General features: G+C 69.1%; 24 protein-coding genes and 2 tRNA genes. 19 read left to right on the plus strand and 7 right to left on the minus strand.

Annotated features, from left to right (window positions below):
* The first annotated feature begins 24 nt into the window (after positions 1-24).
* The 8 genes from rapZ to ASD56_RS08530 all read left to right on the plus strand — a co-directional run bounded on the left by rapZ (position 25) and on the right by ASD56_RS08530 (position 6,515).
* Positions 25-906, plus strand: a complete 882-nt coding sequence (gene rapZ / locus ASD56_RS08495) for an RNase adapter RapZ (protein WP_055965813.1) — start codon at positions 25-27, stop codon at positions 904-906.
* Between the two features lie 69 nt (positions 907-975).
* Positions 976-1,953: a DNA-binding protein WhiA gene (gene whiA / locus ASD56_RS08500; protein WP_055964240.1), complete on the plus strand. Its 978-nt coding sequence runs from the start codon at positions 976-978 to the stop codon at positions 1,951-1,953.
* A gap of 156 nt (positions 1,954-2,109) precedes the next feature.
* Positions 2,110-2,736, plus strand: a complete 627-nt coding sequence (locus ASD56_RS08505; protein WP_055964243.1) for a superoxide dismutase — start codon at positions 2,110-2,112, stop codon at positions 2,734-2,736.
* Positions 2,737-2,835: 99 nt separating this feature from the next.
* The gene (gene gap / locus ASD56_RS08510) at positions 2,836-3,846 is read left to right on the plus strand and encodes a type I glyceraldehyde-3-phosphate dehydrogenase (RefSeq protein ID WP_055964247.1); all 1,011 of its coding nucleotides are present in this window, start codon (positions 2,836-2,838) and stop codon (positions 3,844-3,846) included.
* Between the two features lie 8 nt (positions 3,847-3,854).
* Entirely contained in the window at positions 3,855-5,069 is a 1,215-nt protein-coding gene (locus tag ASD56_RS08515) for a phosphoglycerate kinase (protein WP_055964249.1), read from the plus strand.
* Positions 5,060-5,851, plus strand: coding sequence for a triose-phosphate isomerase (gene tpiA, locus ASD56_RS08520; protein WP_055964251.1), 792 nt, complete (start codon positions 5,060-5,062; stop codon positions 5,849-5,851). Before ASD56_RS08515 ends, tpiA begins: the two co-directional genes overlap by 10 nt.
* A gap of 59 nt (positions 5,852-5,910) precedes the next feature.
* Positions 5,911-6,159, plus strand: a complete 249-nt coding sequence (secG, locus tag ASD56_RS08525; protein WP_055964254.1) for a preprotein translocase subunit SecG — start codon at positions 5,911-5,913, stop codon at positions 6,157-6,159.
* Complete coding sequence (locus ASD56_RS08530; RefSeq protein WP_055964257.1) at positions 6,159-6,515, plus strand: RNA polymerase-binding protein RbpA; 357 nt, start codon at positions 6,159-6,161, stop codon at positions 6,513-6,515. The genes secG and ASD56_RS08530 overlap by 1 nt, the downstream gene beginning before the upstream one ends.
* Before the next feature lie 126 nt (positions 6,516-6,641).
* Here the strand turns inward: ASD56_RS08530 and pgl are convergent, their stop codons facing one another.
* Genes pgl through tkt form a run of 6 tightly spaced genes read right to left on the minus strand, consistent with a single transcriptional unit; the run spans position 6,642 to position 14,795 of the window.
* Positions 6,642-7,421, minus strand: coding sequence for a 6-phosphogluconolactonase (gene pgl / locus ASD56_RS08535; protein ID WP_055964260.1), 780 nt, complete (start codon positions 7,419-7,421; stop codon positions 6,642-6,644).
* A 24-nt stretch (positions 7,422-7,445) separates the two neighbouring features.
* Positions 7,446-8,402, minus strand: coding sequence for a glucose-6-phosphate dehydrogenase assembly protein OpcA (locus ASD56_RS08540; protein ID WP_055964263.1), 957 nt, complete (start codon positions 8,400-8,402; stop codon positions 7,446-7,448).
* On the minus strand, positions 8,399-9,949 hold the full coding sequence (gene zwf, locus ASD56_RS08545) for a glucose-6-phosphate dehydrogenase (protein WP_055964266.1): 1,551 nt from the start codon (positions 9,947-9,949) through the stop codon (positions 8,399-8,401). Before zwf ends, ASD56_RS08540 begins: the two co-directional genes overlap by 4 nt.
* 15 nt (positions 9,950-9,964) lie before the next feature.
* Positions 9,965-11,584: a glucose-6-phosphate isomerase gene (locus ASD56_RS08550; RefSeq protein ID WP_055964269.1), complete on the minus strand. Its 1,620-nt coding sequence runs from the start codon at positions 11,582-11,584 to the stop codon at positions 9,965-9,967.
* Positions 11,581-12,702: a transaldolase gene (gene tal, locus ASD56_RS08555; protein ID WP_055964272.1), complete on the minus strand. Its 1,122-nt coding sequence runs from the start codon at positions 12,700-12,702 to the stop codon at positions 11,581-11,583. Before tal ends, ASD56_RS08550 begins: the two co-directional genes overlap by 4 nt.
* Positions 12,699-14,795, minus strand: a complete 2,097-nt coding sequence (gene tkt, locus ASD56_RS08560) for a transketolase (protein WP_055964274.1) — start codon at positions 14,793-14,795, stop codon at positions 12,699-12,701. The genes tal and tkt overlap by 4 nt, the downstream gene beginning before the upstream one ends.
* A 312-nt stretch (positions 14,796-15,107) precedes the next feature.
* Between tkt and ASD56_RS08565 the strand changes: the two genes are divergently transcribed.
* Positions 15,108-16,049, plus strand: coding sequence for a heme o synthase (locus ASD56_RS08565; protein ID WP_055964277.1), 942 nt, complete (start codon positions 15,108-15,110; stop codon positions 16,047-16,049).
* A 52-nt stretch (positions 16,050-16,101) separates the two neighbouring features.
* On the opposite strand, the gene ASD56_RS08570 is transcribed toward ASD56_RS08565, so the two are convergent.
* Positions 16,102-16,175 (minus strand) — tRNA-Gly (locus ASD56_RS08570).
* A gap of 208 nt (positions 16,176-16,383) precedes the next feature.
* Between ASD56_RS08570 and ASD56_RS08575 the strand changes: the two genes are divergently transcribed.
* The 10 genes from ASD56_RS08575 to ASD56_RS08620 all read left to right on the plus strand — a co-directional run bounded on the left by ASD56_RS08575 (position 16,384) and on the right by ASD56_RS08620 (position 26,231).
* Positions 16,384-16,457: transfer RNA gene (locus ASD56_RS08575), tRNA-Pro, on the plus strand.
* Between the two features lie 78 nt (positions 16,458-16,535).
* Positions 16,536-17,969, plus strand: a complete 1,434-nt coding sequence (gene tig, locus ASD56_RS08580) for a trigger factor (RefSeq protein ID WP_055964280.1) — start codon at positions 16,536-16,538, stop codon at positions 17,967-17,969.
* A gap of 147 nt (positions 17,970-18,116) precedes the next feature.
* Positions 18,117-18,701 (plus strand): ATP-dependent Clp protease proteolytic subunit, encoded by a 585-nt coding sequence (locus tag ASD56_RS08585; protein ID WP_055964283.1) that lies wholly within the window; start codon positions 18,117-18,119, stop codon positions 18,699-18,701.
* Positions 18,702-18,732: 31 nt separating this feature from the next.
* Positions 18,733-19,407, plus strand: coding sequence for an ATP-dependent Clp protease proteolytic subunit (locus ASD56_RS08590; protein WP_055964286.1), 675 nt, complete (start codon positions 18,733-18,735; stop codon positions 19,405-19,407).
* Positions 19,408-19,573: 166 nt separating this feature from the next.
* On the plus strand, positions 19,574-20,842 hold the full coding sequence (gene clpX / locus ASD56_RS08595) for an ATP-dependent Clp protease ATP-binding subunit ClpX (RefSeq protein WP_055964289.1): 1,269 nt from the start codon (positions 19,574-19,576) through the stop codon (positions 20,840-20,842).
* A 26-nt stretch (positions 20,843-20,868) separates the two neighbouring features.
* Complete coding sequence (locus ASD56_RS08600; protein ID WP_055964292.1) at positions 20,869-21,858, plus strand: serine hydrolase domain-containing protein; 990 nt, start codon at positions 20,869-20,871, stop codon at positions 21,856-21,858.
* A 9-nt stretch (positions 21,859-21,867) separates the two neighbouring features.
* A complete protein-coding gene (locus ASD56_RS08605; RefSeq protein ID WP_055964295.1) occupies positions 21,868-22,983 on the plus strand; it encodes an epoxide hydrolase family protein in 1,116 nt (371 codons plus the stop codon).
* Between the two features lie 95 nt (positions 22,984-23,078).
* Positions 23,079-23,918 carry a hypothetical protein gene (locus ASD56_RS08610; protein WP_055964298.1) on the plus strand — a complete coding sequence of 280 codons (840 nt, stop codon included), beginning with the start codon at positions 23,079-23,081 and terminating at the stop codon, positions 23,916-23,918.
* 92 nt (positions 23,919-24,010) lie between these two features.
* The gene (locus ASD56_RS08615; RefSeq protein WP_082541428.1) at positions 24,011-25,132 is read left to right on the plus strand and encodes a class I SAM-dependent methyltransferase; all 1,122 of its coding nucleotides are present in this window, start codon (positions 24,011-24,013) and stop codon (positions 25,130-25,132) included.
* Positions 25,133-25,163: 31 nt separating this feature from the next.
* A complete protein-coding gene (locus ASD56_RS08620; RefSeq protein WP_055964303.1) occupies positions 25,164-26,231 on the plus strand; it encodes an alpha/beta fold hydrolase in 1,068 nt (355 codons plus the stop codon).
* Positions 26,232-26,238: the final 7 nt, after the last annotated feature.

Consider the following 26,238-nt stretch of genomic DNA (forward strand, 5'->3'; position numbering starts at 1 on the left):
CTGGATCCGACGACGGGGGTGGTCATGACGGAAGCAGCACGCCGAGAGCCCGGCGAGGTGCTCATCGTCACCGGGATGTCGGGCGCCGGGCGCTCCACGGCGGCCAACGCCCTCGAGGATCTCGACTGGTACGTCGTCGACAACCTCCCGCCGCAGATGCTCAAGCCGCTGCTCGACCTCACCGAGCTCGCGGGCGGCGTCCTGCCCCGGGTGGCCGTCGTGGTCGACGTGCGCGGTCGCGACCTCTTCTCCGACCTCCCCGAGGCGATGAGGGCGCTGCGCGAGCGCCGCCAGATCCGGCTCATGTTCCTGGACGCCTCGGACGACGTGCTGGTGCGCCGGTTCGAGGCGGTCCGCCGTCCGCACCCGCTGCAGGGCGACGGGACGATCCTCGACGGCATCCGTCTCGAACGCGAGCGGCTGGCGGCGGTCCGCGAGAGCGCGGACGTGATCATCGACACCTCCACCTACAACATCCACCAGCTCGCCACGCAGGTGACGGAGCTGTTCACGGCCGAGAACGCCGCGCGCCACACGCTCACGCTGCTGAGCTTCGGGTTCAAGTACGGGCTGCCTCCCGACGCCGACATGGTCGCCGACATGCGATTCCTCCCGAATCCGTTCTGGACCGAGGAGCTTCGTCCCCTCACCGGGGAGAGCGGCGAGGTCCGGGATTTCGTCCTCGCTCAGCAGGGCGCCACCGAGTTCGTGGACGCGTATGCGGCCGCGCTGCGCCCGGTCCTGGAGGGCTACCAGCGCGAGAACAAGAGGCATTCGGTCGTCGCGGTCGGCTGCACCGGCGGCAAACACCGCTCGGTCGTCATGACGCGTGAGCTCGCCGAGCGTCTCGCGACCGTGCCGGGCGTCGCCGTCCGCATCAAGCACCGCGATCTCGGGCGCGAGTGACGCAGGCGGCGAAGCCGTGCCGCCCCGAGTAGGCTGGACCGTCGTTCCCGTACCTCGCTAAGGAGTCCCGTGTCGCTGACCGCTGACGTGAAGGCCGAGCTGATCACCGTGCGTGATCCCCGCCCGACGGCCCGGGTGGCCGAGCTCACCTCTCTCCTGCGGTTCTCCGGAGGCCTGCACTCGATCGCCAACCGGGTCGCGGTGGAGGCGGAGCTGGACTCCGACGTCCTGGCCCGGCGCACGGCCCGCGACCTCATGGAGCTCTACGGCGTCCGTCCCGAGCTCGTGCACGTGCAGGGCTCGGGCGCGCGCGGCGGCAGCCACTTCGCGGTGCGCGTCATCGAAGGCGGCGAGACCCTCGCCCGGCAGACCGGGCTGCTCGATCAGCGCCGGCGGCCGGTGCGGGGCCTGCCCAACAAGCTCACGACGGGTTCGCGCGCCGATCTCGCCGCGATCTGGCGCGGCGCGTTCCTGGCGGCCGGTTCGCTCAGCGAGCCCGGGCGCTCCGCCGCCCTCGAGATCACGTGCCCGTCCTCCGAGGCCGCGATGGCTCTCGTGGGTGCGGCCCACCGTCTCGGCATCCCCGGGAAGGCGCGCGAGGTCCGCGGCATCCCGCGTGTCGTCGTCCGCGAGGGCGAGGCGATCCGCGCCGCGCTGGCGGCGATGGGCGCCGAGAAGGCTGCGGCCGACTGGGACCAGCTGCGCCAGCGTCGCGAGGTGCGCGCGGGCGTCAATCGTCTCGTCAACTTCGACGACGCGAACCTGCGGCGCTCGGCCCAGGCTGCAGTCGCCGCGTGCGCCCGCGTCGAACGCGCACTCGAGATCCTCGGGGACGAGGTGCCCGAGCACCTGCGCGAAGCGGGTGCGCTGCGTCTCGCGCACCGCGATGCCAGCCTCGACGAACTGGGGCACCACGCAGACCCGCCGCTGACGAAGGATGCCGTCGCCGGACGCATCCGGAGGCTGCTGGCGATGGCCGACAAGAAGGCCGAGGTCGAGGGGCTTCCCGGCACCGAGTCGGCCGTTCCCGCCGGCATCGAGGACTGACGCGGGCCGCGACCCCGACCTCTCTGCGCGAACCTCTTAGATCGCGTCATCGAGGGAAGCAACCCCCTCCCTGTGGTGTTGCCCCTCAGTAGGATGAAAAACGTCCCCCTCGCTGCGCCGGGGAGCCTCGGCGCGCGCCGAACGGAAGAAGAGAACATGGCGAAATACACGTTGCCCGACCTCCCGTACGACTACGCCGCCCTCGAGCCGCACATCAGCGGCAAGATCATGGAGCTGCACCACAGCAAACACCACCAGGCGTATGTCACCGGAGCCAACACCGCCCTCGAACAGCTCGCCGAAGCGCGCGATTCCGGCAACCTCGCGAACGTGAACAAGCTGGAGAAGGACCTCGCGTTCAACCTCGGCGGTCACGTCAACCACTCGATCTTCTGGACCAACCTCTCGCCCCAGGGCGGCGGCCAGCCCGAGGGCGAGCTGAAGGCGGCGATCGACGAGTTCTTCGGCGGCTTCGACAAGTTCCAGGCGCACTTCACCGCTGCGGCCACCGGAATCCAGGGCTCGGGATGGGCAGTCCTGAGCTGGGACGTCATCGGCGAGCAGCTCATCATCCAGCAGCTCTTCGACCAGCAGAGCAACACCGCTCAGGGCACGATCCCCGTGTTCCAGCTCGACATGTGGGAGCACGCCTTCTACCTCGATTACCTCAACGTCAAGGCGGATTACGTCAAGGCAGTGTGGAACATCGCGGACTGGCAGAACGTCGCGCGTCGCCTCGATGCGGCCCGCGAGAAGACTTCGGGCCTGCTGGTACTGTCATAACCAGGTGCGGCGTCCTGGTGGTACGCCCGCCAGGACGCCGTTGTCCTTGCCTGATGCAATTACCGCGCACTCGCGCACGACATATCTAGGGGAAATTCCGTGGCTGTCAAGATCGGGATCAACGGCTTCGGCCGTATCGGACGTAACTACCTCCGCGCGGCTCTCGCGCAGGGTGCAGACCTCGACATCGTGGCGGTGAACGACCTCACCGACAACAAGTCGCTGGCGCACCTGCTGAAGTACGACTCCGTCGGCGGCGTGCTGACCGAGGACGTCTCGTACGACGCCGAGTCGATCACCGTCGGTGGCAAGAAGATCCGCGTCTTCGAGGAGCGCGACCCCGCGAACCTCCCCTGGGGCGAGCTCGGCGTCGACATCGTCATCGAGTCCACCGGCCGCTTCACGAACGCCGTGGACGCCAAGAAGCACGTCACGGGCGGGGCGAAGAAGGTCCTCATCTCGGCACCCGCGACCGGCGACGACGTCACCATCGTCATGGGCGTCAACGAGGGCGACTACAACCCCGAGACCGACGTCATCATCTCGAACGCGTCCTGCACGACGAACTGCCTGGCCCCGCTGGCCAAGGTCTTCAACGACGCCTTCGGCATCGAGCGCGGCTTCATGATGACCGCCCACGCGTACACCGCCGACCAGAACCTCCAGGACGGCCCGCACAGCGACCTCCGCCGCGCCCGCGGTGCCGCGATCAACATCGTTCCGGCCTCGACCGGTGCGGCCAAGGCGATCGGGCACGTGCTGCCCGAGCTCAACGGCAAGCTGAGCGGCTCCTCTTACCGCGTTCCGGTCCCCACCGGCTCCATCGTCGACCTGACGATCGTCACGCCGACCGAGGGCCTCACGGTCGAGCAAGTCAACGCCGCCTACAAGGCCGCCGCAGCCGACGGCCGCCTCGCCGGCTACCTCGAGTACACCGAGGACCCGATCGTCTCCAGCGACATCCAGGGCAACCCGCACTCGTCGATCTTCGACTCGGAGCTGACCAACGTCAGCGGCAATCTGGTCAAGGTCTCCGCCTGGTACGACAACGAGTGGGGCTACTCCAACCGTCTCGTCGACCTCACCGAGTACGTGGCCGAGAGCCTCTAAGCCACACCATGACTCTGCGCACCCTCGAATCGCTGGGTTCGCTCGCAGGCAAGCGCGTCATCGTCCGCTGTGACCTCAACGTTCCTCTCCAGGACGCGGTCATTGCGGACGATGGCCGTGTGCGGGCATCCCTTCCCACGCTGAACGCCCTCATCAACGAGGGTGCCCGCCTGGTCATCTGCTCTCACCTCGGTCGTCCCGACGGGGCACCCGACCCCAAGTACAGCCTCGCGCCCGTGGCGCAGCGGCTGTCGGAGCTCCTCGGCAAGCCGGTCGCGTTCGCGCGCGACACGGTGGGCGAATCGGCGCACGACGCCGTCGCAGCGCTCGAGGACGGCGAGGTCGCGGTCATCGAGAACCTGCGCTTCAACGCCGGCGAGACGTCGAAGGATGCGGGGGAGCGGCGCGCTTTCGCCGAGCAGCTCGCCGAGCTCGGCGATGCCCTCGTCTCGGACGGCTTCGGCGTCGTGCACCGCAAGCAGGCCTCGGTCTACGAACTGGCCGAGATCCTGCCGTCGGCTGCCGGACAGCTGATCGCGGCCGAGCTCGACGTGCTCGACCGCCTCACCGAGAACCCCGAGCGGCCCTACACGGTCGTCCTCGGCGGTTCGAAGGTCAGTGACAAGCTCGGGGTCATCTCGCACCTCCTGCCCCGCGTCGACCGCATCCTGGTCGGCGGGGGCATGCTGTTCACCTTCCTCGCCGCGCAGGGACACAAGGTCGGCTCCAGCCTGCTCGAAGCCGACCAGCTCGACACCGTGCGCGAGTACATGCGCATCGCCGAGGAGTCGGGCGTCGAGCTCGTCCTCCCGACCGATGTCGTCGTGGCCTCGAAGTTCGGGGCGGACGCGGAGCACGTCATCACGCCTGCTGACGCGATCGAGGAGACACCCTTCGGGGCTTCGGGCCTCGGCCTCGACATCGGTCCCGCGACGGGCGCACGGTTCGCGGAGCTCATCCGCGACTCGAAGACGGTGTTCTGGAACGGGCCCATGGGCGTGTTCGAGCTGGCACCGTTCGCTGCGGGCACGAAGGCCGTCGCGCAGGCACTCACCGACGTCGACGGCCTGTCCGTCGTGGGCGGCGGCGACTCCGCCGCAGCCGTTCGTCAGCTCGGATTCACCGACGACGAGTTCGGCCACATCTCGACGGGCGGAGGCGCAAGCCTCGAGTTCCTCGAGGGCAAGAAACTTCCCGGATTGGAGATCCTCGGTTGGCAGTGACAACTCGCACCCCTCTCATCGCAGGCAACTGGAAGATGAACCTCGATCACCTCCAGGCGGTCGCGTTCGTCCAGAAGCTGCACTGGACTCTGAAGGATGCCAAGCACGAGGACGGCTCGGTCGAGACCGCGCTCTTCCCGCCGTTCACCGACCTGCGCACGGTCCAGACCCTGCTCGACGCCGACAAGATCCCGTTCGCCCTGGGCGCGCAGGACGTCTCGGCGCACGACTCGGGCGCGTACACCGGCGAGGTGTCGGGCGCGTTCCTGAAGAAGCTCGACAACACCTACGTGATCATCGGGCACTCCGAGCGTCGTGAATACCACCACGAGGGCGACGACATCGTGGCCGCCAAGGTGCAGGCCGCGCTCAAGCACGGCCTCGTGCCTGTGATCTGCGTCGGCGAGACCGCGGAGGACCTCGAGAAGTTCGGCGCGAGCGCCGTTCCCGTCGGGCAGCTGCAGGCCGCGCTGGAGGGTGTCAAGGCGGATGCCGACATCGTCGTGGCGTACGAGCCGGTGTGGGCGATCGGCTCCGGCCAGGCGGCGACGCCCGACCAGGCGCAGGAGGTCTGTGCCAAGCTGCGCGACGTCATCGCCGACAAGCTCGGAGCGGATGCCGCGGCACGAACCCGCGTGCTGTACGGCGGATCGGTGAAGTCCTCGAACATCGCCAGCTTCATGCGCGAGCCCGATGTCGACGGCGCCCTGGTGGGCGGCGCGAGCCTGGTCGCGGACGAGTTCGCGGCAATCATCCGGTACCAGAAGCACGTCGGCGTCTGACCGGTATACTCGACCCTTGTGCGATCGGCGACTGATCGCGGCGAAAGGCTTCAACGACTGTGCAGATCCTCGAGTTCGTCCTGCAGGTGCTCCTCGGTATCACGAGCCTCCTGCTGACCCTCCTCATCCTGCTCCACAAGGGGCGCGGCGGCGGCCTGTCCGACATGTTCGGCGGCGGCATGACGTCCGCGCTGGGCTCGTCCGGACTCGCTGAGCGCAACCTCAACCGGTTCACGGTGATCCTCGCTCTGACGTGGTTCGTCGCGATCGTGGCGCTGGGCCTCATCACGAAGTTCCAGGCGCTCTGATGGCGACCGGCGGCAACGCGATCCGCGGCACCCGTGTCGGTGCCGGCCCGATGGGCGAGCAGGACCACGGCTTCCACGCCGATCGCGTGGCGGTGTCGTACTGGGATGCCCTCGGCAACGAGACCGTCCGCTACTTCGCGGCCGGGATCGCCGAAGAGGAGATCCCCGAGACGATCGACTCGCCTCACTCGGGCCTGCCCGCAGGTCGCGACAAGGAGAATCCGCCGGCTCTCGCCAAGACCGAGCCCTACAAGACCCACCTGGCCTACGTGAAGGAACGTCGCACCGAAGAAGAGGCCGACGCCCTTCTCGACGACGCCCTCCAGCAGCTGCGCGACCGTCGCGGCCAGGGCTGAGCGACTCAGACAAGAGAGAAGAGCGGATGCTGGGCCCACGCGTCCAGAGGCTCCGCGCAGCGCGTAGCGATGCGTGGAGAGGACGTGGGGAGCATCCGCTCTTCTGCGTTTCCTGGTCTTGCCCGGTCAGTACTCGCGATCGATGAGGTCCGGCGGCACCTGGGCGGCGGCGGCCTCGTCCACGAAGAACACCGTGCGCTTGCGGCCCTTGGCGCCCGCTGCGGGCACGCTCGCGTAGCTGGCTCCGGCAAGGGCCAAGCCGAGGGCCGCGGCCTTGTCGCCACCGGAGAGGACCATCCACACCCGCTTCGAGCTGTTGATGACGGGACGCGTCATCGTGACCCGCTCGGGCGGGGGCTTGGGGGAGTCGCGCACGGCGACGACCGCACGATCGGTGATCTGGATCTCAGGGCGATCGGGGAACAGCGAGGCGATGTGCCCATCGGGGCCGACGCCCAGGAAGCAGACGTCGAACGACGGCCAGGCGCCTTCCGAGCCGGGGAAGCGCGCGAGCTCGTCGGCGTAGGCCGCCGCCGCGGCGTCGAGATCGGCGCCCTCGCCGCTGGCGGCAGGGGCGTGGATGTTCGCCGCCGGGATCTCGAGCGCGTCCAGCAGCGCCGCGCGCGCCTGCTTCTCGTTGCGATCGGCGTCGGCGCGCGGGACGAATCGCTCGTCGCTCCACCAGAAGTGGACGAGCGACCAGTCGATCTCCGCGACCCGAGGGTTCCGGGCTGCCGCCGCGAGCACGCCGGACCCCATCGACCCGCCGGTCAGCGAGATGTGGGCGAGCTTGCCCTCTGCGACGCGCTTCGCGACGCGGCTGAGGAAGCGTGCGGCGACGGATTCGGCGAGCGAGGTGGGATCCTGGCTGATGACCACGCGCTTCTCGGCCCAAGCCTCAACCATGACGCTCACTCGTCCGCAGAACCGTCATGCGCTGTGCGTCTCCTTCGTCGCCGGAGGGTCGAGCAGTTCCCAGCCCTCGGTGATCACTCGACCATACAGGACGTCGGGATCGAGGCGACGGAGCTCTTCCGCCAGGCACTCGCGCAGCGTGCGTCGCGGGAACGCCAGCTCGTGGCTGGGCTGACCGGGCTGCGTCAGGATGGCTGCCGCGGAGCTCGGACGCTCGAGCAGAACCTCGCCGCTCGGGCGCACCAGAGTGACCGACTTGATGCCGTGCGGCCACTCTTCCGCGTCGAGGTAGGCCCAGTCGACCGGGACGTCCAGGGCCAGGCGCAGCCACGCTGCGAGCAGCGCGGTCGAGGGCGAGTCCGCCGCACCGCGCACCCGCACGGCCGTGACGGGCTCGTACGGCGGCTGATCCAGGATGGCGGCCAGCTGCTCGCGCCAGCGGGTGAGCCGGGTCCACGCCAGGTCGGTGTCGCCGGGTGCGTACTGCTCGCCGAGCGAGGCGACCCACGACGACGGGTCGGACTTCGTCGCCGCGTCGGTGATGCGCCGCTGGGCGATGCGTCCGATCGAGGTCTTCGAGATCGACTCGGGCGTCTTGTTCGGCCACCAGACGACCACGGGGGCATCGGGCAGGAGCAGGCCGGTGACGAAGCTCTCGAGGTTCGAGCGACCTGCCTCGCCGAAGATGCGCAGCGTGATGACCTCGCTGGCCCCGGCGTCGCCGCCCACACGGATCTGCGCGTCGAGGCGAGTCTCTGCCGAGTCGCCGTCGATCATGAGCACGATGACGCGCATGGGGTGCTCGCGCGAGGCGTCATTGGCCGCCTCGATGACCTCTTCGGCGGCACCCTCACGGGTGACGATGATGAGGGTGAGCACACGGCCGAGCGCGACGGCGCCGCCCTCCTCCCGGACGCTCACGAGCGCGCGGGAGATCTTGCTGACGGTGGTGTCGGGAAGATCGACGATCACGGGCGTCTCCAGCTTCGTCCGTCGCGGGCGAGCATCTCGTCCGCGGATGCCGGGCCCCATGACCCGGGTGAATACTGCTCGAGCGGGCCGCCCTGAGCCGACCAGAACTCCTCGATCGGGTCGAGGATCTTCCAGGAGAGCTCGACCTCTTCGTGGCGGGGGAACAGCGGCGGGTCGCCGAGGAGCACGTCGAGGATGAGGCGCTCGTAGGCTTCCGGGCTGTCCTCGGTGAAGGCGTGGCCGTAGCCGAAGTCCATCGTGACGTCGCGCACCTGCGCGCCGGCACCCGGCACCTTCGAACCGAACCGGATCGTGACGCCCTCGTCGGGCTGCACGCGGATGACCAGGGCGTTCTGCCCCTGACCGGAGGTCTGGTTGCGCGTGAAGAGCAGCTCGGGCGCGGCCTTGAACACGACGGCGATCTCTGTGACGCGACGGCCGAGACGCTTGCCCGCGCGCAGGTAGAACGGCACGCCGGCCCAGCGCCGGGTATTGATCTCGAGCGTGATCGCGGCGTAGGTCTCGGTCGTGGACTGCGGGTTCATGCCGTCCTCGTCGAGGAACCCGAGCACCTTCTCGCCGCCCTGCCACCCGCCGGCGTACTGTCCGCGGGAGGTCGAGCGGGAGAGGTCGTCGGGCAGCGTCACCGCGGCCAGCACCTTCTCCTTCTCGGCGCGCAGCTCCTTCGCGTCGAAGGAGATGGGCTCTTCCATCGCCGTCAGGGCCAGCAGCTGCAGGAGGTGGTTCTGGATGACATCGCGCGCTGCGCCGATGCCGTCGTAGTAGCCCGCGCGTCCGCCCACGCCGATGTCCTCGGCCATGGTGATCTGCACGTGATCGACGTAGTTGCGGTTCCACAGCGGCTCGTACAGCTCGTTCGCGAAGCGCAGCGCCAGGATGTTCTGGACCGTCTCCTTGCCGAGGTAATGGTCGATGCGGAAGATCGAGTCCGTCGGGAACGTCGAGCTCACGGCGTCGTTGAGTTCCCGCGCCGATGCGAGGTCGTGCCCGAACGGCTTCTCGATCACCACGCGTCGCCAGCGATCGGGCTGGTCGGCGGTGTCGTCCACCAGTCCCGACGCCCGCAGCTGCTGCGCCACGAGGGCGAAGTCGCGCGGCGGGATCGACAGGTAGTAGGCGTGGTTGCCCATCGTGCCGCGTTCGACGTCGAGCTTCTCGACGGTGTCACGGAGACGCGCGAACGCCTCGGCATCGCCGAACTCGCCCGAGACGAACCGGATGCCCTGCAGCAGCTGCTGCCAGGTCTCCTCGCGGAACTCGGTGCGGGCGTACTGGCGCACGGCGTCGTACACGACCTTCGCGAAGTCCTGGTCCTCCCAGTCCCGCCGGGCGAACCCAACCAGGGCGAACCCGGGAGGAAGGAGCCCGCGGTTCGCGAGGTCGTAGACGGCAGGCATCAGCTTCTTGCGGGAGAGGTCTCCCGTCACGCCGAAGATGACGAGCGCGCTCGGTCCCGCGATGCGGTTGAGGCGTCGATCTTCCGGGTCGCGCAGGGGGTTCTGCCCGCGCGAGATCTCGACAGTCATCGGGGGAGGGGTCTCCTACTGGGCCGCTTCGAAGAGCGAGAGCACTTCGATGCGGGGGTCGGTGAGAGTGAGGGTGACGACGGGCCGGCCGTGCTCGGCGAGAACGCTCGCGTCACCGGCGGCCTGAGCCTGGATGAGCTGGCCGAACGTGAACGGGCGCTCCGGGATCTCGAGGTCGACGTCGGTCTGCTCGAGGATCTGCAGGAACACGCCGTTGGCGGGACCGCCCTTGTGGAACTGCCCGGTCGAGTGCAGGAACCGGGGGCCCCAGCCGAACGTGGTCGGGCGACCGGAGTCGGCGGCCACGAGCTCTCGCAGTCCCTGGAGCTGGTCCAGTTCGAGTCGGTTGACGTACGCCTGGATCGCGACGTAGCCGTCCTCGGGCAGGCGCGCCCACAGTGCGTCGAGCACGCCGGCGACCGTTCCGCTGGCGGCCAGGGCGGGGTCTGAGACCCGCACCTCGACGCCTTCGACCGTGAAGGCCGGAGCGGCCTGCTCCGGTCGTGCGTCCAGAAGGCCACGGGTGGCGATCTTCGCGGACTCGACATCCGGCTGATCGAACGGGTTGATCCCGAGCATCTTGCCCGCGATCACCGTCGCGTACTCCCACACGACGAACTGCGCGCCGAGCGAGCCGCTGATCAGGATCTCGTCGGTGTGGTGCTCGAAGAGGTGGAACTGCTTGGCCTCGTCGACCAGTCGCACGATCTGCAGGTCGGCGGGCTTGTTCTCGACCTCGGGCGACACGGGGAGAAGGACGACGGGCAGGATGCCGGTGCCCTCCTTGCCAGTCGACTCGGCGACGAGCTGCTCGATCCAGTCGGGCAGGCCGATGATGTGCGTGCCGTCGGTCACGAGGCCGAGCTTGTCGCGGCGGGGCTCGCCACCGGCGATCGCCGCGGCGAGCACCAGCGCCGGGTTGTCGGGGCTGTCGATGGCCACCTCGAGGAGGGTCGCCTCGGCCTCGTCGAGAAGCTCGTCGATGTCCACGCCGGCCAGACCCGTCGGCACGAGGCCGAACGCGGTGAGCGCCGAGTAGCGGCCGCCGACGGTGGGGTCGGCGTTGAAGACGGTGTATCCGTCGGCGCGCGCGGCCTGGTCCATGGGCGAACCGGGGTCGGTCACGACGACGATGCGCTCGAGCGGGTCGATGCCGAGGTCGCGGAAGGCGGCCTCGAAGGCGCGCTTTGCGGAGTCGGTCTCAACCGTCGCGCCCGACTTCGACGAGACGACCAGCACGGTCTTCGAAAGGTCGCCCGCCTGGGCGTCGCCGTCGAGCGCGGCCAGCACCTGGCCGGGAGCGGTGGAGTCGAGGATCACCAGCGGCACGCCGGCCGTCTGGGCGATGACCTCGGGAGCGAGCGACGAGCCGCCCATGCCGGCGAGGACGACACGCGTGACGCCCTTCGCAGCGAGCTCCTGGCGGAGTGCCTCGATCTGCGGCACGAGCGGGCGCGAGACGGTGACCGCCTCCACCCAGCCGAGACGCTTGGACGCCTCTTCCTCGGCATCGGGACCCCAGAGGGATCCGTCGCCCGCGGTGATGCCCGAGGCGACGAGGCTCGACACCAGACCGGGCAGGGTCTCCTCGACGACCGACTTGACGTGGCCGCTCAGGTGGATGTCGAAGCTCATCGTGCGGCCTCGGGGGCGTTCTCGAGCGCGGTCTTGACCGTGCCCTGCAGGTCGTGCCACGAGGCGATGAACTTCTCGACGCCCTCGTCCTCGAGCGTCTGGGTGACGTCGGCGAAGTCGACGCCGACGGCGGCGAGCTTGGCGAAGACCTCGTGAGCTCCGGCGTAGGCGCCCGAGATCGAGTCGCCGGCGATCACGCCGTGGTCGAAGGTCGCCTCGAGGGTCTTCTCGGGCATCGTGTTGACGGTGCCGGGGGCGACGAGCTCGGTCACGTAGAGCGTGTCCGGGAGTGCCGGGTCCTTGACGCCGGTCGACGCCCACAGCGGGCGCTGCGCGTTGGCGCCGGCGTTCAGGAGGGCGGTCGCCCGCTCGGAGGCGAACTCCTGCTCGAACAGCTCGTAGGCGAGGCGCGCGTTGGCGACGCCGGCGAGCGACTTCAGTCCGGTGGCCTCGTCCGTGCCGATCGCGGTGAGGCGCTTGTCGACCTCGGTGTCCACCCGCGAGACGAAGAACGATGCGACCGAGTGGATCGTCGAGACGTCGTGCCCGGCATCCTTCGCCTGCTCGATGCCCGACAGGTACGCGTCGATGACCTCGGCGTAGCGCTCGAGGCTGAAGATGAGCGTCACGTTCACCGAGATGCCCTCGGCCAGCACGGCGGTGATGGCGGGGAGGCCGGCCTTGGTGGCGGGGATCTTGATGTGGACGTTCGGGCGGTCGACCGTGGCCCACAGCTCCTTGGCCTGTGCGATGGTCGCGTCGGTGTCGTGGGCGAGGTCGGGGGAGACCTCGATCGACACGCGGCCGTCCACGCCGGCGGTGGCGTCGTAGACCGGACGGAAGATGTCGGCCGCGTCACGGACGTCGTCGGTCGTCGCGGCGAAGATCGCCTCGTCGACGCCCGCGCCCTTTCCGGCGAGCTCGGCGATCTGTGCGGCGTAGGCGTGGCCGCCGCCGCCGATCGCGCCCTGGAAGATGGTCGGGTTCGTCGTCACACCGCTGACGGTGCGGGTGCGGATCAACTCCGCGAGGTTGCCGGACGTGATGCGGTCGCGCGACAGGTCGTCGAGCCAGATGCTCACGCCGGCGGCGGCGAGCTGTTCGGTGGGGGTGCTCATGCGTTGTCCTTAAGGGTCTCGCGTGCCGCCTCGACGACGGCGTCGGCGGTGATGCCGAACTTCTGGAACAGGGTCTTGTAGTCGGCCGAAGCGCCGAAGTGGTCGATCGCGACCGAGCGTCCCTTGTCTCCGACGATGCCGCGCCACGACAGCGCGGAGCCGGCCTCGACCGAGACGCGGGCGGTGACGGACGCCGGAAGCACCGACTCGCGGTACGCGGCATCCTGCTCGGCGAACCACTCGAGGGACGGGGCGGAGACGACGCGGGCGTTGACGCCCTCGGCGGCCAGGGTCTCGCGCGCCGAGACGGCGAGCTGGACCTCGGAGCCGGTCGCGATGAGGATCACGTCCGGGGTGCCGCCCGGAGCCTCGGCCAGGACGTAGGCGCCCTTGACCGCGTTCGCGGCGGAGGCGAACTCGTCACCGGATGCCTCACCCTCTCCACGTGCGAACACGGGGATGTTCTGACGGGTGAGCGCGATGCCCGCGGGGCCGCTGCGGCGGCGGAGGAGCTCGAGCCAGACGACGCTCGTCTCGTTCGCGTCGGCGGGTCGCACGACGGCGAAGTTCGGGATCGCACGCAGCGTGGCGATCTGCTCGACCGGCTGGTGGGTCGGGCCGTCCTCGCCGAGGGCCACCGAGTCGTGGGTCCAGACGAAGATCGACGGGATGTCCATCAGCGCGGCCAGACGCACCGACGGGCGCATGTAGTCGCTGAAGATCAGGAACGTGCCGCCGAAGGCCCGGGTCGGGCCGTGCAGGACGATGCCGTTGACGATCGCGCCCATGGCGTGCTCGCGGATGCCGAAGTGCAGCACGCGGCCGTAGGGGTCGCCCGACCACTCGTGGGTCGACCACTGCGCCGGGATGAACGACTTGGCGTTCTTGATGGTGGTGAGGTTGGACTCGGCGAGGTCGGCCGATCCGCCCCACAGCTCGGGGAGCTCGGCGGCGAGGGCGTTGATGACGGTGCCCGACGCGGCGCGCGTGGACACCTCTTTGCCGGCCTCGAAGACGGGCAGCGCCGCGTCGACGCCGTCCGGCAGCTCGCCGGCCTGCAGGCGGTCGAACAGCGCCTTGCGCTCGGGGTTGGCCGCGGCCCACGCGTCGAAGGCCTGCTGCCACTCGGCGCGATCTTCAGCGGCACGCTCCTTGAGCGAGCGCGTGTGCGCGATCACATCGTCGGCAACGACGAAGGACTGCTCGGGGTCGAAGCCCAGCACCTTCTTGGTCGCGGCGAGCTCGTCGGCGCCGAGCGCCGAGCCGTGGATCTTGCCGGTGTTCTGCTTGCCGGGCGACGGCCAGCCGATGATGGTGCGCAGCACGATGAGGGACGGCTTGTCCGTCTCGCCCTTGGCGGCTTCGATGGCGGCGTAGAGCTCGGCGACATCCTCGACGTACTCGCCGCTCTTCTTCCAGTCGACGGTCTGGACGTGCCAGCCGTAGGACTCGTAGCGAGCCGCGACGTCCTCGGTGAAAGCGACGTTGGTGTCGTCCTCGATCGAGATCTGGTTGGAGTCGTAGATCGCGATGAGGTTGCCCAGGCCCTGGTGACCGGCGAGGCTCGACGCCTCGGACGTCACGCCCTCCTGCAGGTCGCCGTCGCCGGCGATGACGTAGATGTGGTGATCGAACGGGGAGGTGCCCGCGGGCGCCTCCGGGTCGAACAGGCCGCGCTCGTAGCGGGCGGCGTACGCGAAGCCGACGGAGGACGCAAGGCCCTGTCCGAGCGGGCCGGTCGTGATCTCGACGCCGTCGGTGTGGCCGAACTCGGGGTGACCCGGCGTGAGCGAGCCCCACGTGCGCAGCGCCTTCAGGTCGTCGAGTTCGAGGCCGAAGCCGCCGAGGTACAGCTGCACGTACTGCGTGAGCGACGAGTGGCCCGCCGACAGGATGAAGCGGTCGCGCCCCACCCAGTGCGTGTCCGCGGGGTCGTGGCGCAGCACGCGCTGGTAGAGCAGGTAGGCCGCCGGAGCGAGGCTCATCGCGGTGCCGGGGTGGCCGTTGCCGACCTTCTCCACGGCGTCTGCTGCCAGCACGCGCGCGGTGTCCACCGCGCGCCCATCGATTTCATCCCAACGCAGATCCGACACCGGGCCGCCTTTCCTGGAGGTTGCGCCCGAACAAGCCAGTCCGCTGCCCTTGTCCGGATGGATGAGGGGGGATCGGCGCGGGGCGCGCGAGTGGTCTCAGCATAGCGAAGGGGTATGTTGCCCCGGCCATGTGAACCTTTGTGTGACGCAGTCTTGCGAAAGCGCTCTCCCTCTGCATGTCACGGCCGTGTCGCCGGAGTGACGTTCTTCTCACGCCGGGCGGGCGGGGTTTGTGAGGGCCGCCGCACGCCGGGGCGAGCTCGCCGGATGCCATAGACTTGAGTGATTCTGCGGGCAGCGATTGCGGGGGCGATGGACATCACGACGACAGCTCGGGCCGAGGCATCCGCCCGAGCACCGCGCGAGTCCCGCCAGAGCTTCGGACGCACCGTCCGCGCGTACATCGCGCTCATGAAGCCCCGCGTGCTCGAGCTGCTGCTGGTCACGACCGTTCCGGTGATGATCCTCGCCGAGGGCGGTCTGCCGAACCTCTGGCTGGTCCTCGCCACCGTCATCGGCGGCACTGCCAGTGCCGGCTCCGCCGCCGCGTTCAACATGTACCTCGACCGCGACATCGACGCGCACATGCAGCGCACGGTGAACCGTCCGCTCGTCACCGGCGAGGTCTCGCCGCGCGGGGCGCTCGTGTTCGCGTGGACGCTGGCCGTCGGCTCGACCGTGTGGCTGTGGCTCACGACGAACTGGCTCGCTGCCACGCTCTCGGCCGCGGCCATCTTCTTCTACGTCGTGATCTACACGATGATCCTCAAGCGCCGCACCGAGCAGAACATCGTGTGGGGCGGGATCGCCGGCTGCTTCCCCGTGCTGATCGGCTGGACGGCCGTCACCGGCTCGCTCGCGTGGCCGCCCGTGATCCTCTTCGTCCTCGTCTTCCTCTGGACGCCGCCGCACTACTGGCCGCTGTCGATGAAGTACAAGGAGGAGTACGAAGAGGTGCACGTGCCGATGCTCGGCGCCACGCGCAACGGCTCGCAGGTCGGCCTGCAGATCATCCTGTACGCGTGGGCCACTGTCGCCTGCTCGCTGCTGCTCATCCCGGTGGCAGACATGGGCGTCGTCTACGCGGTGTCGTCGCTGGTTTTCGGCGGCTGGTTCATCTACGAGTCGCACCGCCTCTACAACCGCGCCGTCCGCGGCACCGAGGCCCGCCCGATGCGCGTGTTCCACGCGTCGATCACGTACCTGACGCTGATCTTCGTCGCGATCGCGGTCGACCCGCTGCTGCCGTTCTGATCGGACGGCCGTAACGCACGAAACCCCTGGGAAGTCCCAGGGGTTTCATTCGTGGAGGGGCTGACGAGAATCGAACTCGCATCATCTGTTTGGAAGACAGAGGCTTTACCACTAAGCTACAGCCCCGAATTCGGCGGGGTTCCGCCGGAGTCCGGATGCCGCGGCGGGCCGCGGCATCCACAAGTCTAATGGAATGTTCGCGCAGTCCCGAACCGCCGCGGCGGGGCCCGGGGGAGCGCGCGCAGTCGGCAACCGGGCGCGTCGGCTAGACTTCTCGGGGCCACTGTGCTTTTCGGAGCACAAGATGGGCGCACGTGCGTCGTGCGAACCCGCCCGGGGCGTAGCTCAGCTTGGTAGAGCGCCCGCTTTGGGAGCGGGAGGCCGCAGGTTCAAATCCTGTCGCCCCGACATCACGGCACTCCCAGAATTCCGACCCAGACCTTCCGCCGCGCACGCGCGCGGTCCGATAGAGGAGAACGAACAGGCATGGTGAACAGCACCGTCGAGAAGCTCAGCCCGACCCGGGTGAAGCTGCACATCACGGTCACGCCCGAGGAGCTCAAGCCGAGCATCGCTCACGCGTACGAGCACATCGCGCAGGACGTGCAGATCCCCGGCTTCCGCAAGGGCAAGGTCCCGGCGCCGATCATCGACCAGCGCGTCGGCCGCCTCGCGGTCCTCGAGCACGCGGTCAGCGAAGGCCTGGACACGTACTACCGCCAGGCCGTCGAGGCCAATGAGCTGCGCGTGCTCGGCCGCCCCAACGCCGAGGTCACCGAGTGGCCGTCCGACAAGGACTTCTCGGGTGACCTGCAGGTCGAGATCGAGGTCGACGTCCGTCCCGAGTTCGACCTCCCCGCCTTCGAGGGCACGACCGTCGAGGTCGACGCCGTCGAGGTCGACGAGTCGGCCATCGATGAGGAGCTGGACCGCCTGCGCGGCCGCTTCGGCACGCTCGTCACCGTCGACCGTCCCGCCGCCACGGGTGACTTCGTCGAGCTCGACCTCGTCGCCACGATCGACGGCGCCGAGATCGACCGCGCCGACGGCGTCTCCTACGAGGTGGGCTCGGGCGAGCTGCTCGAGGGCATCGACGAGGCCATCGAGTCGCTCACCGCCGGTGAGGACACCACGTTCCGCTCGAAGCTCGTCGGCGGCGACCACGCGGGCGAAGAGGCCGAGGTGGCCGTGAGTGTCAAGGCCGTCAAGGAGCGCGAGCTGCCCGAGGCCGACGACGAGTTCGCGCAGATCGCGAGCGAGTTCGACACGATCGCCGAGCTGCGCGACAGCCTGAAGGACCGCGTCGGCCAGCAGTCGGTGTTCACGCAGGGCTCCGCCGCGCGCGACAAGCTGATCGAAGCGCTGCTCGAGCAGGTCGAGATCCCGGTTCCGCCGGCGCTCATCGAGTCCGAGGTGCACACGCACCTTGAGGGCGAGGGTCGCCTGGAAGACGACGAGCACCGCGCCGAGGTGACCGAGGCCAGCGAGAAGCAGTTCAAGACGCAGATGCTGCTCGACGCCATCGCCGAGAAGGTCAACGTCCAGGTCTCGCAGGACGAGCTCACGCAGTACCTCGTGCAGTCGGCCGCTCAGTACGGCATGGCTCCGCAGGAGTTCGTCAACGCGCTGCAGCAGGGCAACCAGCTTCCCGCCATGGTCGGCGAGGTCGCCCGCAACAAGGCTCTCGCCGTCGCGCTCGGCAAGGTCAAGGTCGTCGACACGAACGGCAACCCGGTCGACCTCACCGGCTTCGTCGCCGTCGAGGACGAGGCCGAGGCTGAGGCCGAGGTCGTCTCCGACGCTCAGGAGATCGCGGATGCCGCGGCCGACGCCGACGACGTGATCGAGGCCGAGGAGGCCGAGAAGAAGCCCGCCAAGAAGGCGCCCGCCAAGAAGAAGGCGGCCGCCGACAAGGAGTAGTAGCTGCCCGCAGCGACGGGGGACGGATGCCGCGGCATCCGTCCCCTTCTTCGTCTGCGGCGCGCCGATCTGCCCAGGGCGAACACGCGCGGGTCGATCATTGCGCGCCGGTAGATTCGATGCACGACCACGGAATCAGGAGTACACATGGCCGAACCACTTGTCGCCACGAGCGTCTTCGACAGGCTGTTGAAGGACCGCATCATCTGGCTCGGGTCGGAGGTGCGCGATGAGAACGCGAATGAGATCTGCGCGAAGATCCTCCTTCTCGCCGCCGAGGACACGCAGAAGGACATCTACCTCTACATCAACTCGCCGGGCGGATCGATCACGGCCGGCATGGCGATCTACGACACCATGCAGTTCGTCCCGAACGACATCGTGACCGTCGGCATCGGCATGGCCGCGTCGATGGGCCAGCTGCTGCTCACCGCAGGCACGAAGGGCAAGCGCTACATCACGCCGAACGCGCGCGTGCTGCTGCACCAGCCCCACGGCGGCTTCGGCGGCACGGCCAGCGACATCCAGACGCAGGCGCAGCTCATCCTCGACATGAAGAAGCGTCTCGCCGAGATCACGGCGGCCCAGACCGGCAAGTCGGTCGAGCAGATCAACGCCGACGGCGACCGTGACCGCTGGTTCGGCGCCGAGGAAGCCCTCGAGTACGGCTTCGTCGACCACATCCGCGAATCCGCGACCGACGTCATCGGCGGCGGCGGAACCGCCGGCTGATCGCACCGAAGGCGAAAGAGAGAGAAACCTGATGCAGACCCCCACCTTCGGAACCCAGGGTGCCCAGGCGCTCCACATGCCCGGCAGCCGCTACGTCCTCCCGCAGTTCGAGGAGCGCACGGCCTACGGCTACAAGCGCCAGGACCCGTACAACAAGCTGTTCGAGGACCGCGTCATCTTCCTGGGCGTCCAGGTCGACGATGCCTCGGCAGACGACGTCATGGCCCAACTGCTCGTGCTCGAGAGCCAGGACCCCGACCGCGACATCATCATGTACATCAACTCGCCCGGCGGCTCGTTCACGGCCATGACGGCGATCTATGACACGATGCAGTACGTCTCGCCGCAGATCCAGACGGTCGTGCTGGGCCAGGCCGCCTCGGCGGCCGCCGTGCTCCTCGCGGCCGGTGCGCCCGGCAAGCGCCTGGCGCTGCCGAACGCCCGCATCCTGATCCACCAGCCCGCCATGGGCGAGGCCGGTCACGGTCAGGCGTCCGACATCGAGATCCAGGCGCAGGAGATCATGCGCATGCGCAGCTGGCTCGAGCAGACGCTGTCGAAGCACTCGACCTTCCGGACGCCGGAAGAGGTCAACAAGGACATCGACCGCGACAAGATCCTCTCGGCCGAGGAAGCCGTCACGTACGGTCTCGTCGACCAGGTGCTGACCACGCGCAAGCGCACGCCCGCCGCGCTGACGAAGTAGCGGAGCCTCGAAGCCCCGTCGTCCCGATTCCCGGGCGGCGGGGCTTCGCTGTGGGCGGAACGGGGCTCGTTCACAACGCGTGTCGCAATCCCACCCCATGTCGCCGGGAGCGATTAGGCTCGGAGGACATCCGGGGGCCCGCCCCCGCGCTTCGAGAGGGAGCCTCATGGCACGCATCGGTGAGAGCGCCGACCTGTTCAAGTGCTCCTTCTGCGGCAAGAGCCAGAAGCAGGTGCAGCAGCTGATCGCAGGACCCGGCGTCTACATCTGCGACGAGTGCGTCGAGCTGTGCAACGAGATCATCGAAGAGCGCATGGCCGAGTCCACCACCGGCGTGGTCACCGACTTCGATCTGCCCAAGCCCCGCGAGATCTTCGGCTTCCTCGAGGAGTACGTCGTCGGCCAGCACGCGGCCAAGCGCGCGCTGTCGGTCGCCGTGTACAACCACTACAAGCGAGTCCGGGCTCACGGCACGATCCAGTCCGCCGAGCAGCGCGCCGACGAGGTCGAGATCGCCAAGAGCAACATCCTGCTCCTCGGTCCCACGGGCTGCGGCAAGACCTATCTCGCGCAGACCCTCGCGAAGCGGCTCAACGTGCCTTTCGCGGTCGCCGACGCGACGGCGCTCACCGAGGCCGGCTACGTGGGTGAGGACGTCGAGAACATCCTCCTCAAGCTCCTGCAGGCCGCCGACTTCGACACGAAGCGCGCCGAGACCGGCATCATCTACATCGACGAGGTCGACAAGATCGCCCGCAAGGCCGAGAACCCGTCGATCACGCGGGATGTCTCGGGCGAGGGCGTGCAGCAGGCGCTGCTGAAGATCCTCGAGGGAACGGTCGCATCGGTCCCGCCGCAGGGCGGCCGCAAGCACCCCCATCAGGAGTTCATCCAGATCGACACCACGAACGTGCTGTTCATCGTGGCCGGCGCCTTCGCCGGGCTCGAAGACATCATCTCCTCGCGGGTCGGCAAGCACGGCATCGGGTTCGGTGCTCCGCTGCACAACAAGGGCGACGATCTCACCCTCTTCAGCGAGGTCCAGCCCGAAGACCTGCACAAGTTCGGGCTCATCCCCGAATTCATCGGCAGGCTTCCCGTCGTGGCCTCGGTCTCGCCGCTCGATCGCGAAGCGCTCATGGAGATCCTCACCGAGCCGAAGAACGCGCTGGTCAAGCAGTATCAGCGGATGTTCGAGCTCGACGGCGCGACCCTGGAGTTCGACTCCGGAGCGCTCGAGGCCATCGCCGAGCTCGCCGTCGAGCGCAAGACCGGCGCCCGTGGCCTGCGCGCCATCCTCGAGGACGTGCTCGGGCCGATCATGTTCGAGATCCCGTCGTCGGACGACGTCGAGAAGGTCGTCATCACGCGGGCAGCTGTCGAGGAGGGGGCGACTCCGACGCTCGTCCTGCGGCAGAAGCGCAAGAGCGCCTGACGACGCGCCCGGCAAGGGGCTGACGCATGGACGAGTTCGTTCCCGACCTCGATGACTTCAGCGGAGTGCTGAGCGTCCGTCGCGGCACGGATGTACTGGGGGAGTGGGCGACGGGGATCGCCGATCGCACCGCCGGCGTCGCGAACACTCCGGAGACGCGGTTCGGACTGGCCAGCGGGACCAAGACTTTCACCGCGGTCAGCCTGCTCTCTCTCGTCGCCGACGGAAGCCTGTCGCTGCAGACGCGCGCACGCGAAGTGCTGGGCGACGATCTGCCGCTCGTCGCCGATGACGTCACGATCGACCACCTGCTGACCCATACTTCGGGCATCGGCGACTACCTCGACGAAGAGGTCGATGCGCTGGCGCCGCTGTCGGTGCCGGCGCAGCAGCTCGATTCGACGCCGGCCTATCTCGCGATGCTCGATGGATTCCCGACGAAGTTCGCGGCCGGCGAGCGGTTCTCGTACTGCAACGGCGGGTACGTCGTGCTCGCCGTGATCGCGGAACGTGTCTCGGGCGTGCCGTTCGCCGACCTCGTCGCGCGCCGCGTGTTCGGGCCTGCCGGGATGGCGGCATCCGGATTCTTCCGCTCCGACCTGCTTCCGCCGGGGACGGCGGTCGGCTACCTGGACGACGGTCGGTCGAACGTCTTCGCCCTGCCGGTCCTCGGTTCGGGCGACGGCGGCGCGTACTCCACGGGCGCAGACCTTCACCGGTTCTGGCTGGGTCTGGTGGCAGGCCGCATGCTGCCGCCCGAGCTCGTCGCGCTGGCCATCCAACCGGTCACGCCGGATGCCGACGAGGGCATGGGCTATGGACGCGGCATCTGGCTCGAAGGAGACCACCTCCTGCTCGCGGGCGGGGACCATGGCGTCACGGTGGTCAGCCGGCACGACCCGGTCACCGGAACGACCTCCTCGGCGCTCGCCAACAGAGGGGCCCCGACGTTCGCGCGGGCGCGCAAGGCGATGGAGGCGGCTCTCGCAGGCGGGATTGTCGGAGCCCCTTCGTAGCCTGACCGGGTGAGCATCGAGCCCTTCGAGATACACGTCCCCGACACCGAACTGGACGATCTGCGGGAGCGGCTGGCCCGCACGCGGCTTCTGGACGACTCGCCACACCGACCACCCGCCGGTATGACCGCCGGCTATCTGCGCGAGCTCGTCGATTCCTGGCAGCGCTTCGACTGGCGCGAGCGTGAGGCCTGGCTCAACCGGCATCCGCAGTTCACCGCCCCGATCGGCGATGCCGTCATCCACTTCGCTCATCTGCGCTCCGAGCGCGCTGATGCGCCCGCCCTTCTGGTGATGCACGGCTGGCCGCACACCTTCGCGCTGCAGCTCGACTTCGCCGCCCTGCTGCGCGACTTCCACGTCGTGGTGCCGAGCTTTCCGGGCTTCGGGTTCTCGAGCGCGTACGCGGAGGGCCTCGTGACGGAGCAGCGGCTGGCCGAGACCATGCACGCGCTGATGACCGAGGTGCTCGGCTACCGGCGTTACATCACCTACGGCGAGGACGTCTCGGCCAATGTCAACGAACTGCTGGCGGCGCGGAATCCCGATCACATCATCGGAACTATCGCCACCCACGCGCACTTCCCGTCCCGCGCCGAGCGGGAGACGCTGACCGAGCCGGACGAAGTCGCGTTCTTCGAACGTCTTGCCGCCGACCACGTCACCGAAGGCGCGTACGGCCACGTGCAGGCGACCCGCCCCGACACCCTTGCGGCGGCGCTCAACGACTCACCCGCGGGCCTGCTCGCCTGGCTCACCGAGAAGCTCGTCGAGTGGAGCGACACGCCGCCAGGCGATCCGGCGCTCATCGAGGGGCGCATCTCGCGCGAACGGATCCTCACGGAGGCGATGATCTACTGGGTCACGCAGAGCATCGGGTCATCGTTCCGGCCGTACTACGAGGGCGCCGACCAGCCCGATGCCATTCCGCCGGTCGGCGTGCCGGCCGCGGTCTTCATCCAGCGCCACGAGGCCGACTACCCCGAGTCGCTCGCTCGCCGGTTCTATCGCGACCTGCGCACCTTCGAGCGACTCGACGAAGGCGGTCACTTCACGGTCGCCGAGGTGCCGGCGGCGATGGCGGACCGTACGCGTGCCTTCGCGCGGGAGCTCGGCATGCTCTGAGCCCCCGCGCTGCTCCAGAATGGCCGCTTCCGGTCATGGACGATGGCCCGTCGGGGCGACGCGGACGAAGCGGGCGCCCGGCTTGACTCGCAGGCATGACATCACTCGACACCTCGACCCTTGGCTTGGCTGACGACGTCGGCAGACTCAGTTCCGTCTCGCTCGACCCCACTGACGCGGCGTATGAGCTGCCCGGACCGGCGAGATCCGGTCACCTGCTCATCGACCGGCGTCTCAACGGTCCACGTCGCTTCGCCAACGGCGGCTTCGCCGCAGGCGCGATGGCGCGCTATATCGATGCCGACACGGTGACGGTTGTCCTCCGTCGGCCGATACCACTCGGTCGTCGCCTGGACGTGGTCGGTGAAGGTGCCGGATGCCGCGTCCTGCGACGCCGCACGCTGGTGGCGGAAGCGCACCCCGGCCGGCTCTCCGGCGCACCCGAGCCGCCGGCGCCCGACTACGGCGCGGCGCTGCTCGCGCGCGACGCGCATCCCTTCGCCGACGTGCGCCATGCGCTCTCCGACTGTGTGGTGTGCGGTCCCCGACGCGTCGATGGCATGCACGTCACGCCCGGGCCGGTGCCGGATCGCCCTGATCTGCTCGCCGCCCCATGGGTCGTGGGCGCACGCGACTCGGTGGGGGGCGCGGCGCCGATCGAGGCCATATGGGGAGCGATCGACTGCACGAGCTATCCTGCGGCTGCTTTGGGGTCGAGAACGCTGTGCCTTCTGGGGACGATCACGGCAGCCGTCGAGCGTCGCCCCCGCATCGGGGAGGACCTGGTCGTCTACAGCTGGACGCGCGAGCAGCGCGGGCGGAGGTACGAGACGTCAGCGGTGCTGATCGACCGTTCCCAATCGGTCGTCGCACGTGCGGACGCGACCTGGATCGCCGTCCGGCGCCGGCGGCTCCAGAGGATCGGGACACGGTGACACTCTCGGCGAGGCAGGATGGCCTGATCCGGCCATCCGGTATGGCGGATTCGCGCGATGACAACCGGAGCGTCGGGGAGTTGACTGGCGGCATGAGTGAACAGAATGCACAACGAGCCGCAGCCGATTCCGCGGCGTCGGCTGCGGGCGAGCTCGCCGATCGATTGATCGAGTCCCTGGCCCCCGCTCTCGAGCTGCTGACGATCGAGTTCGGGCGGCGCCTCGGCCTCTATGAGGCGGTCTTGGCCCGCGGCAGCGTCGACCCGCTCGAGCTGTCTCAGGCCGCGGGCATCCACCGGCGGGTCGCGCGGGAGTGGCTCGAGCAGCAGACGGCGGCCGGGTTGCTCGACGTCGACGACGCCGCAGCGGAGCCCGACCGCCGGCGTTTCATGCTTCCGCCCGGGCATGCGGCGGTGCTGCTGGAGCCCGAGAGTCCGGCGTACGCCATGGGTGCGGCGACCATGTTCAGCGGCACGGCCAGCGCCTTCGAGGCCGTGGTGGCGGCCGCCGCCACGGGTGAGGGCGTGTCATACGGGACGTTCGGAGCCGGAGTCCGCCATGGGCTGCAGCAGCTCAACCGGCCGGGATTCGTCAGCGACCTCGACGACTGGCTCGCCTGGATGCCCGACATCACGGAGCGCCTGCGCGACGGCGGCCTCATCCTCGACCTGGGTTGCGGGACAGGATGGTCCTCGGTCGCGCTCGCGCGGCTGTTCCCGCGCGCGCAGGTCGTGGGAGTCGACCTGGACGATGCGTCCATCGCCGAGGCGCGCCTCCTCGCCGCCGAGCTGGGGCTCGGCGGTCGGCTGCGATTCGAGAATGCAGACGCGACCGATCGGCGGCAACTCGCTGCGCTCACGGGCGCGCCCGTCGACCTCGTCACGATCTTCGAGGCGCTCCACGACATGAACGAACCGCGGCAGGCGCTGGAGGCTGCCCGCGCCGTGCTCGCCGAGACCGGGGCGGTGCTCGTCGGCGATGAGCGGGTCGCGGAGGCTTTCGGCAGCCGAGGCGACTTCCTCGAACGCTTGAACTACGCCTTCAGCGTGCTGCACTGCCTGCCGGCGACGATGGCCGAGGGCACGGGCACCGCGAACGGCACCGTCCTGCGACCGTCTACGGTGCGCGCGTGGGCCGCCGATGCGGGTTTCGTGAACACCACCGTCCTGGGCATCGAGCACCCGTTCTGGCGGTTCTACCGGATGGACGGCTGAGCCGTTCGGGCCCTCGTCCTACACTGAGAACGTGATCCCGGAGGACCAGGTCGTCCGTCATGCTCGCGTGGGCGAGCTCGACGTGGCCTGGTCCGCGGTCGGTTCCGGGCCGCCCCTGGTCCTCGGCGGCTGGTGGTCGAGCCACCTGGCATACGATTGGGAATCCCGGGCGTTCCGCGAGTTCGTCGGCCGTCTCGCCGCCCATCGCACCGTCATCCGGTACGACCCGCCCGGCGTCGGTCTGTCGCGGCGGCGGGGGTCAGTGCCGCACAGCCTCGCGCTGCACACTGACGCACTGGCCGCGGTGATCGGCCACGCGACGTCCGATCCCGTCGCGCTCGTCGCCGGCTCGTCGGGCTGCTCGGTGGCAGTGGCGCTGGCGGCGCGACGACCGGAGCTCGTGGATCGACTCGTGCTGTACGGCGGGTACCGGCGGGGGGTCGACATTGCTTCGCCGACCGATCGCGAGGCGATGGTCGAGCTCGTCCGCGCCAACTGGGGGATCAGCTCACGCGTGCTCACCGAGATCTTCCTGCCGGATGCGACTGCCGCGCAACGGCAGGAGTTCGCGCGCGGCCAGCGGCGCGCGGCGTCGGCGGACGACGCCGCGGCGGCGCTGGCCGCGGTCTACGAGCTGGACGCCTCGGACTTCTGCGATCGGGTCGAGGCCGAGACCCTGGTCCTTCACCGCCGAGGTGACCGCGCGATCCGGTTCGCGCTCGGGCGAGACCTCGCCGCCCACATCTCCGGGGCGCGGTTCGAAGAGCTCGACGGTGTCGATCACTTTCCCTGGTACGGGGACTCGGATGCCGTGCTCGAGCGGATCCTCGACTTCCTGGGCGTCGAGACGGCGGCGACGGTGCGGGCGCAGACGCCGCGTCCGATCGACGCTGCGGACCTCGGTCTCACGGCGCGCGAGACCGAGGTCCTGCGCCTCGTGGCCGAGGGGCTGACGGACTCACAGATCGGCGAGCTGCTGTTCCTGAGCCCGCACACAGTGCATCGGCATGTCGCGAACGCGCGCACGAAGCTCGGGGTCCCTTCGCGGTCGGCCGCCGCCGCCCTCGTCGCCGCCGCGATGGCACGAGGCTCTGCCTAGTCCAACG

Origin of the sequence: Microbacterium sp. Root166, from assembly GCF_001427145.1 — a bacterium.
GTDB lineage: Bacteria > Actinomycetota > Actinomycetes > Actinomycetales > Microbacteriaceae > Microbacterium.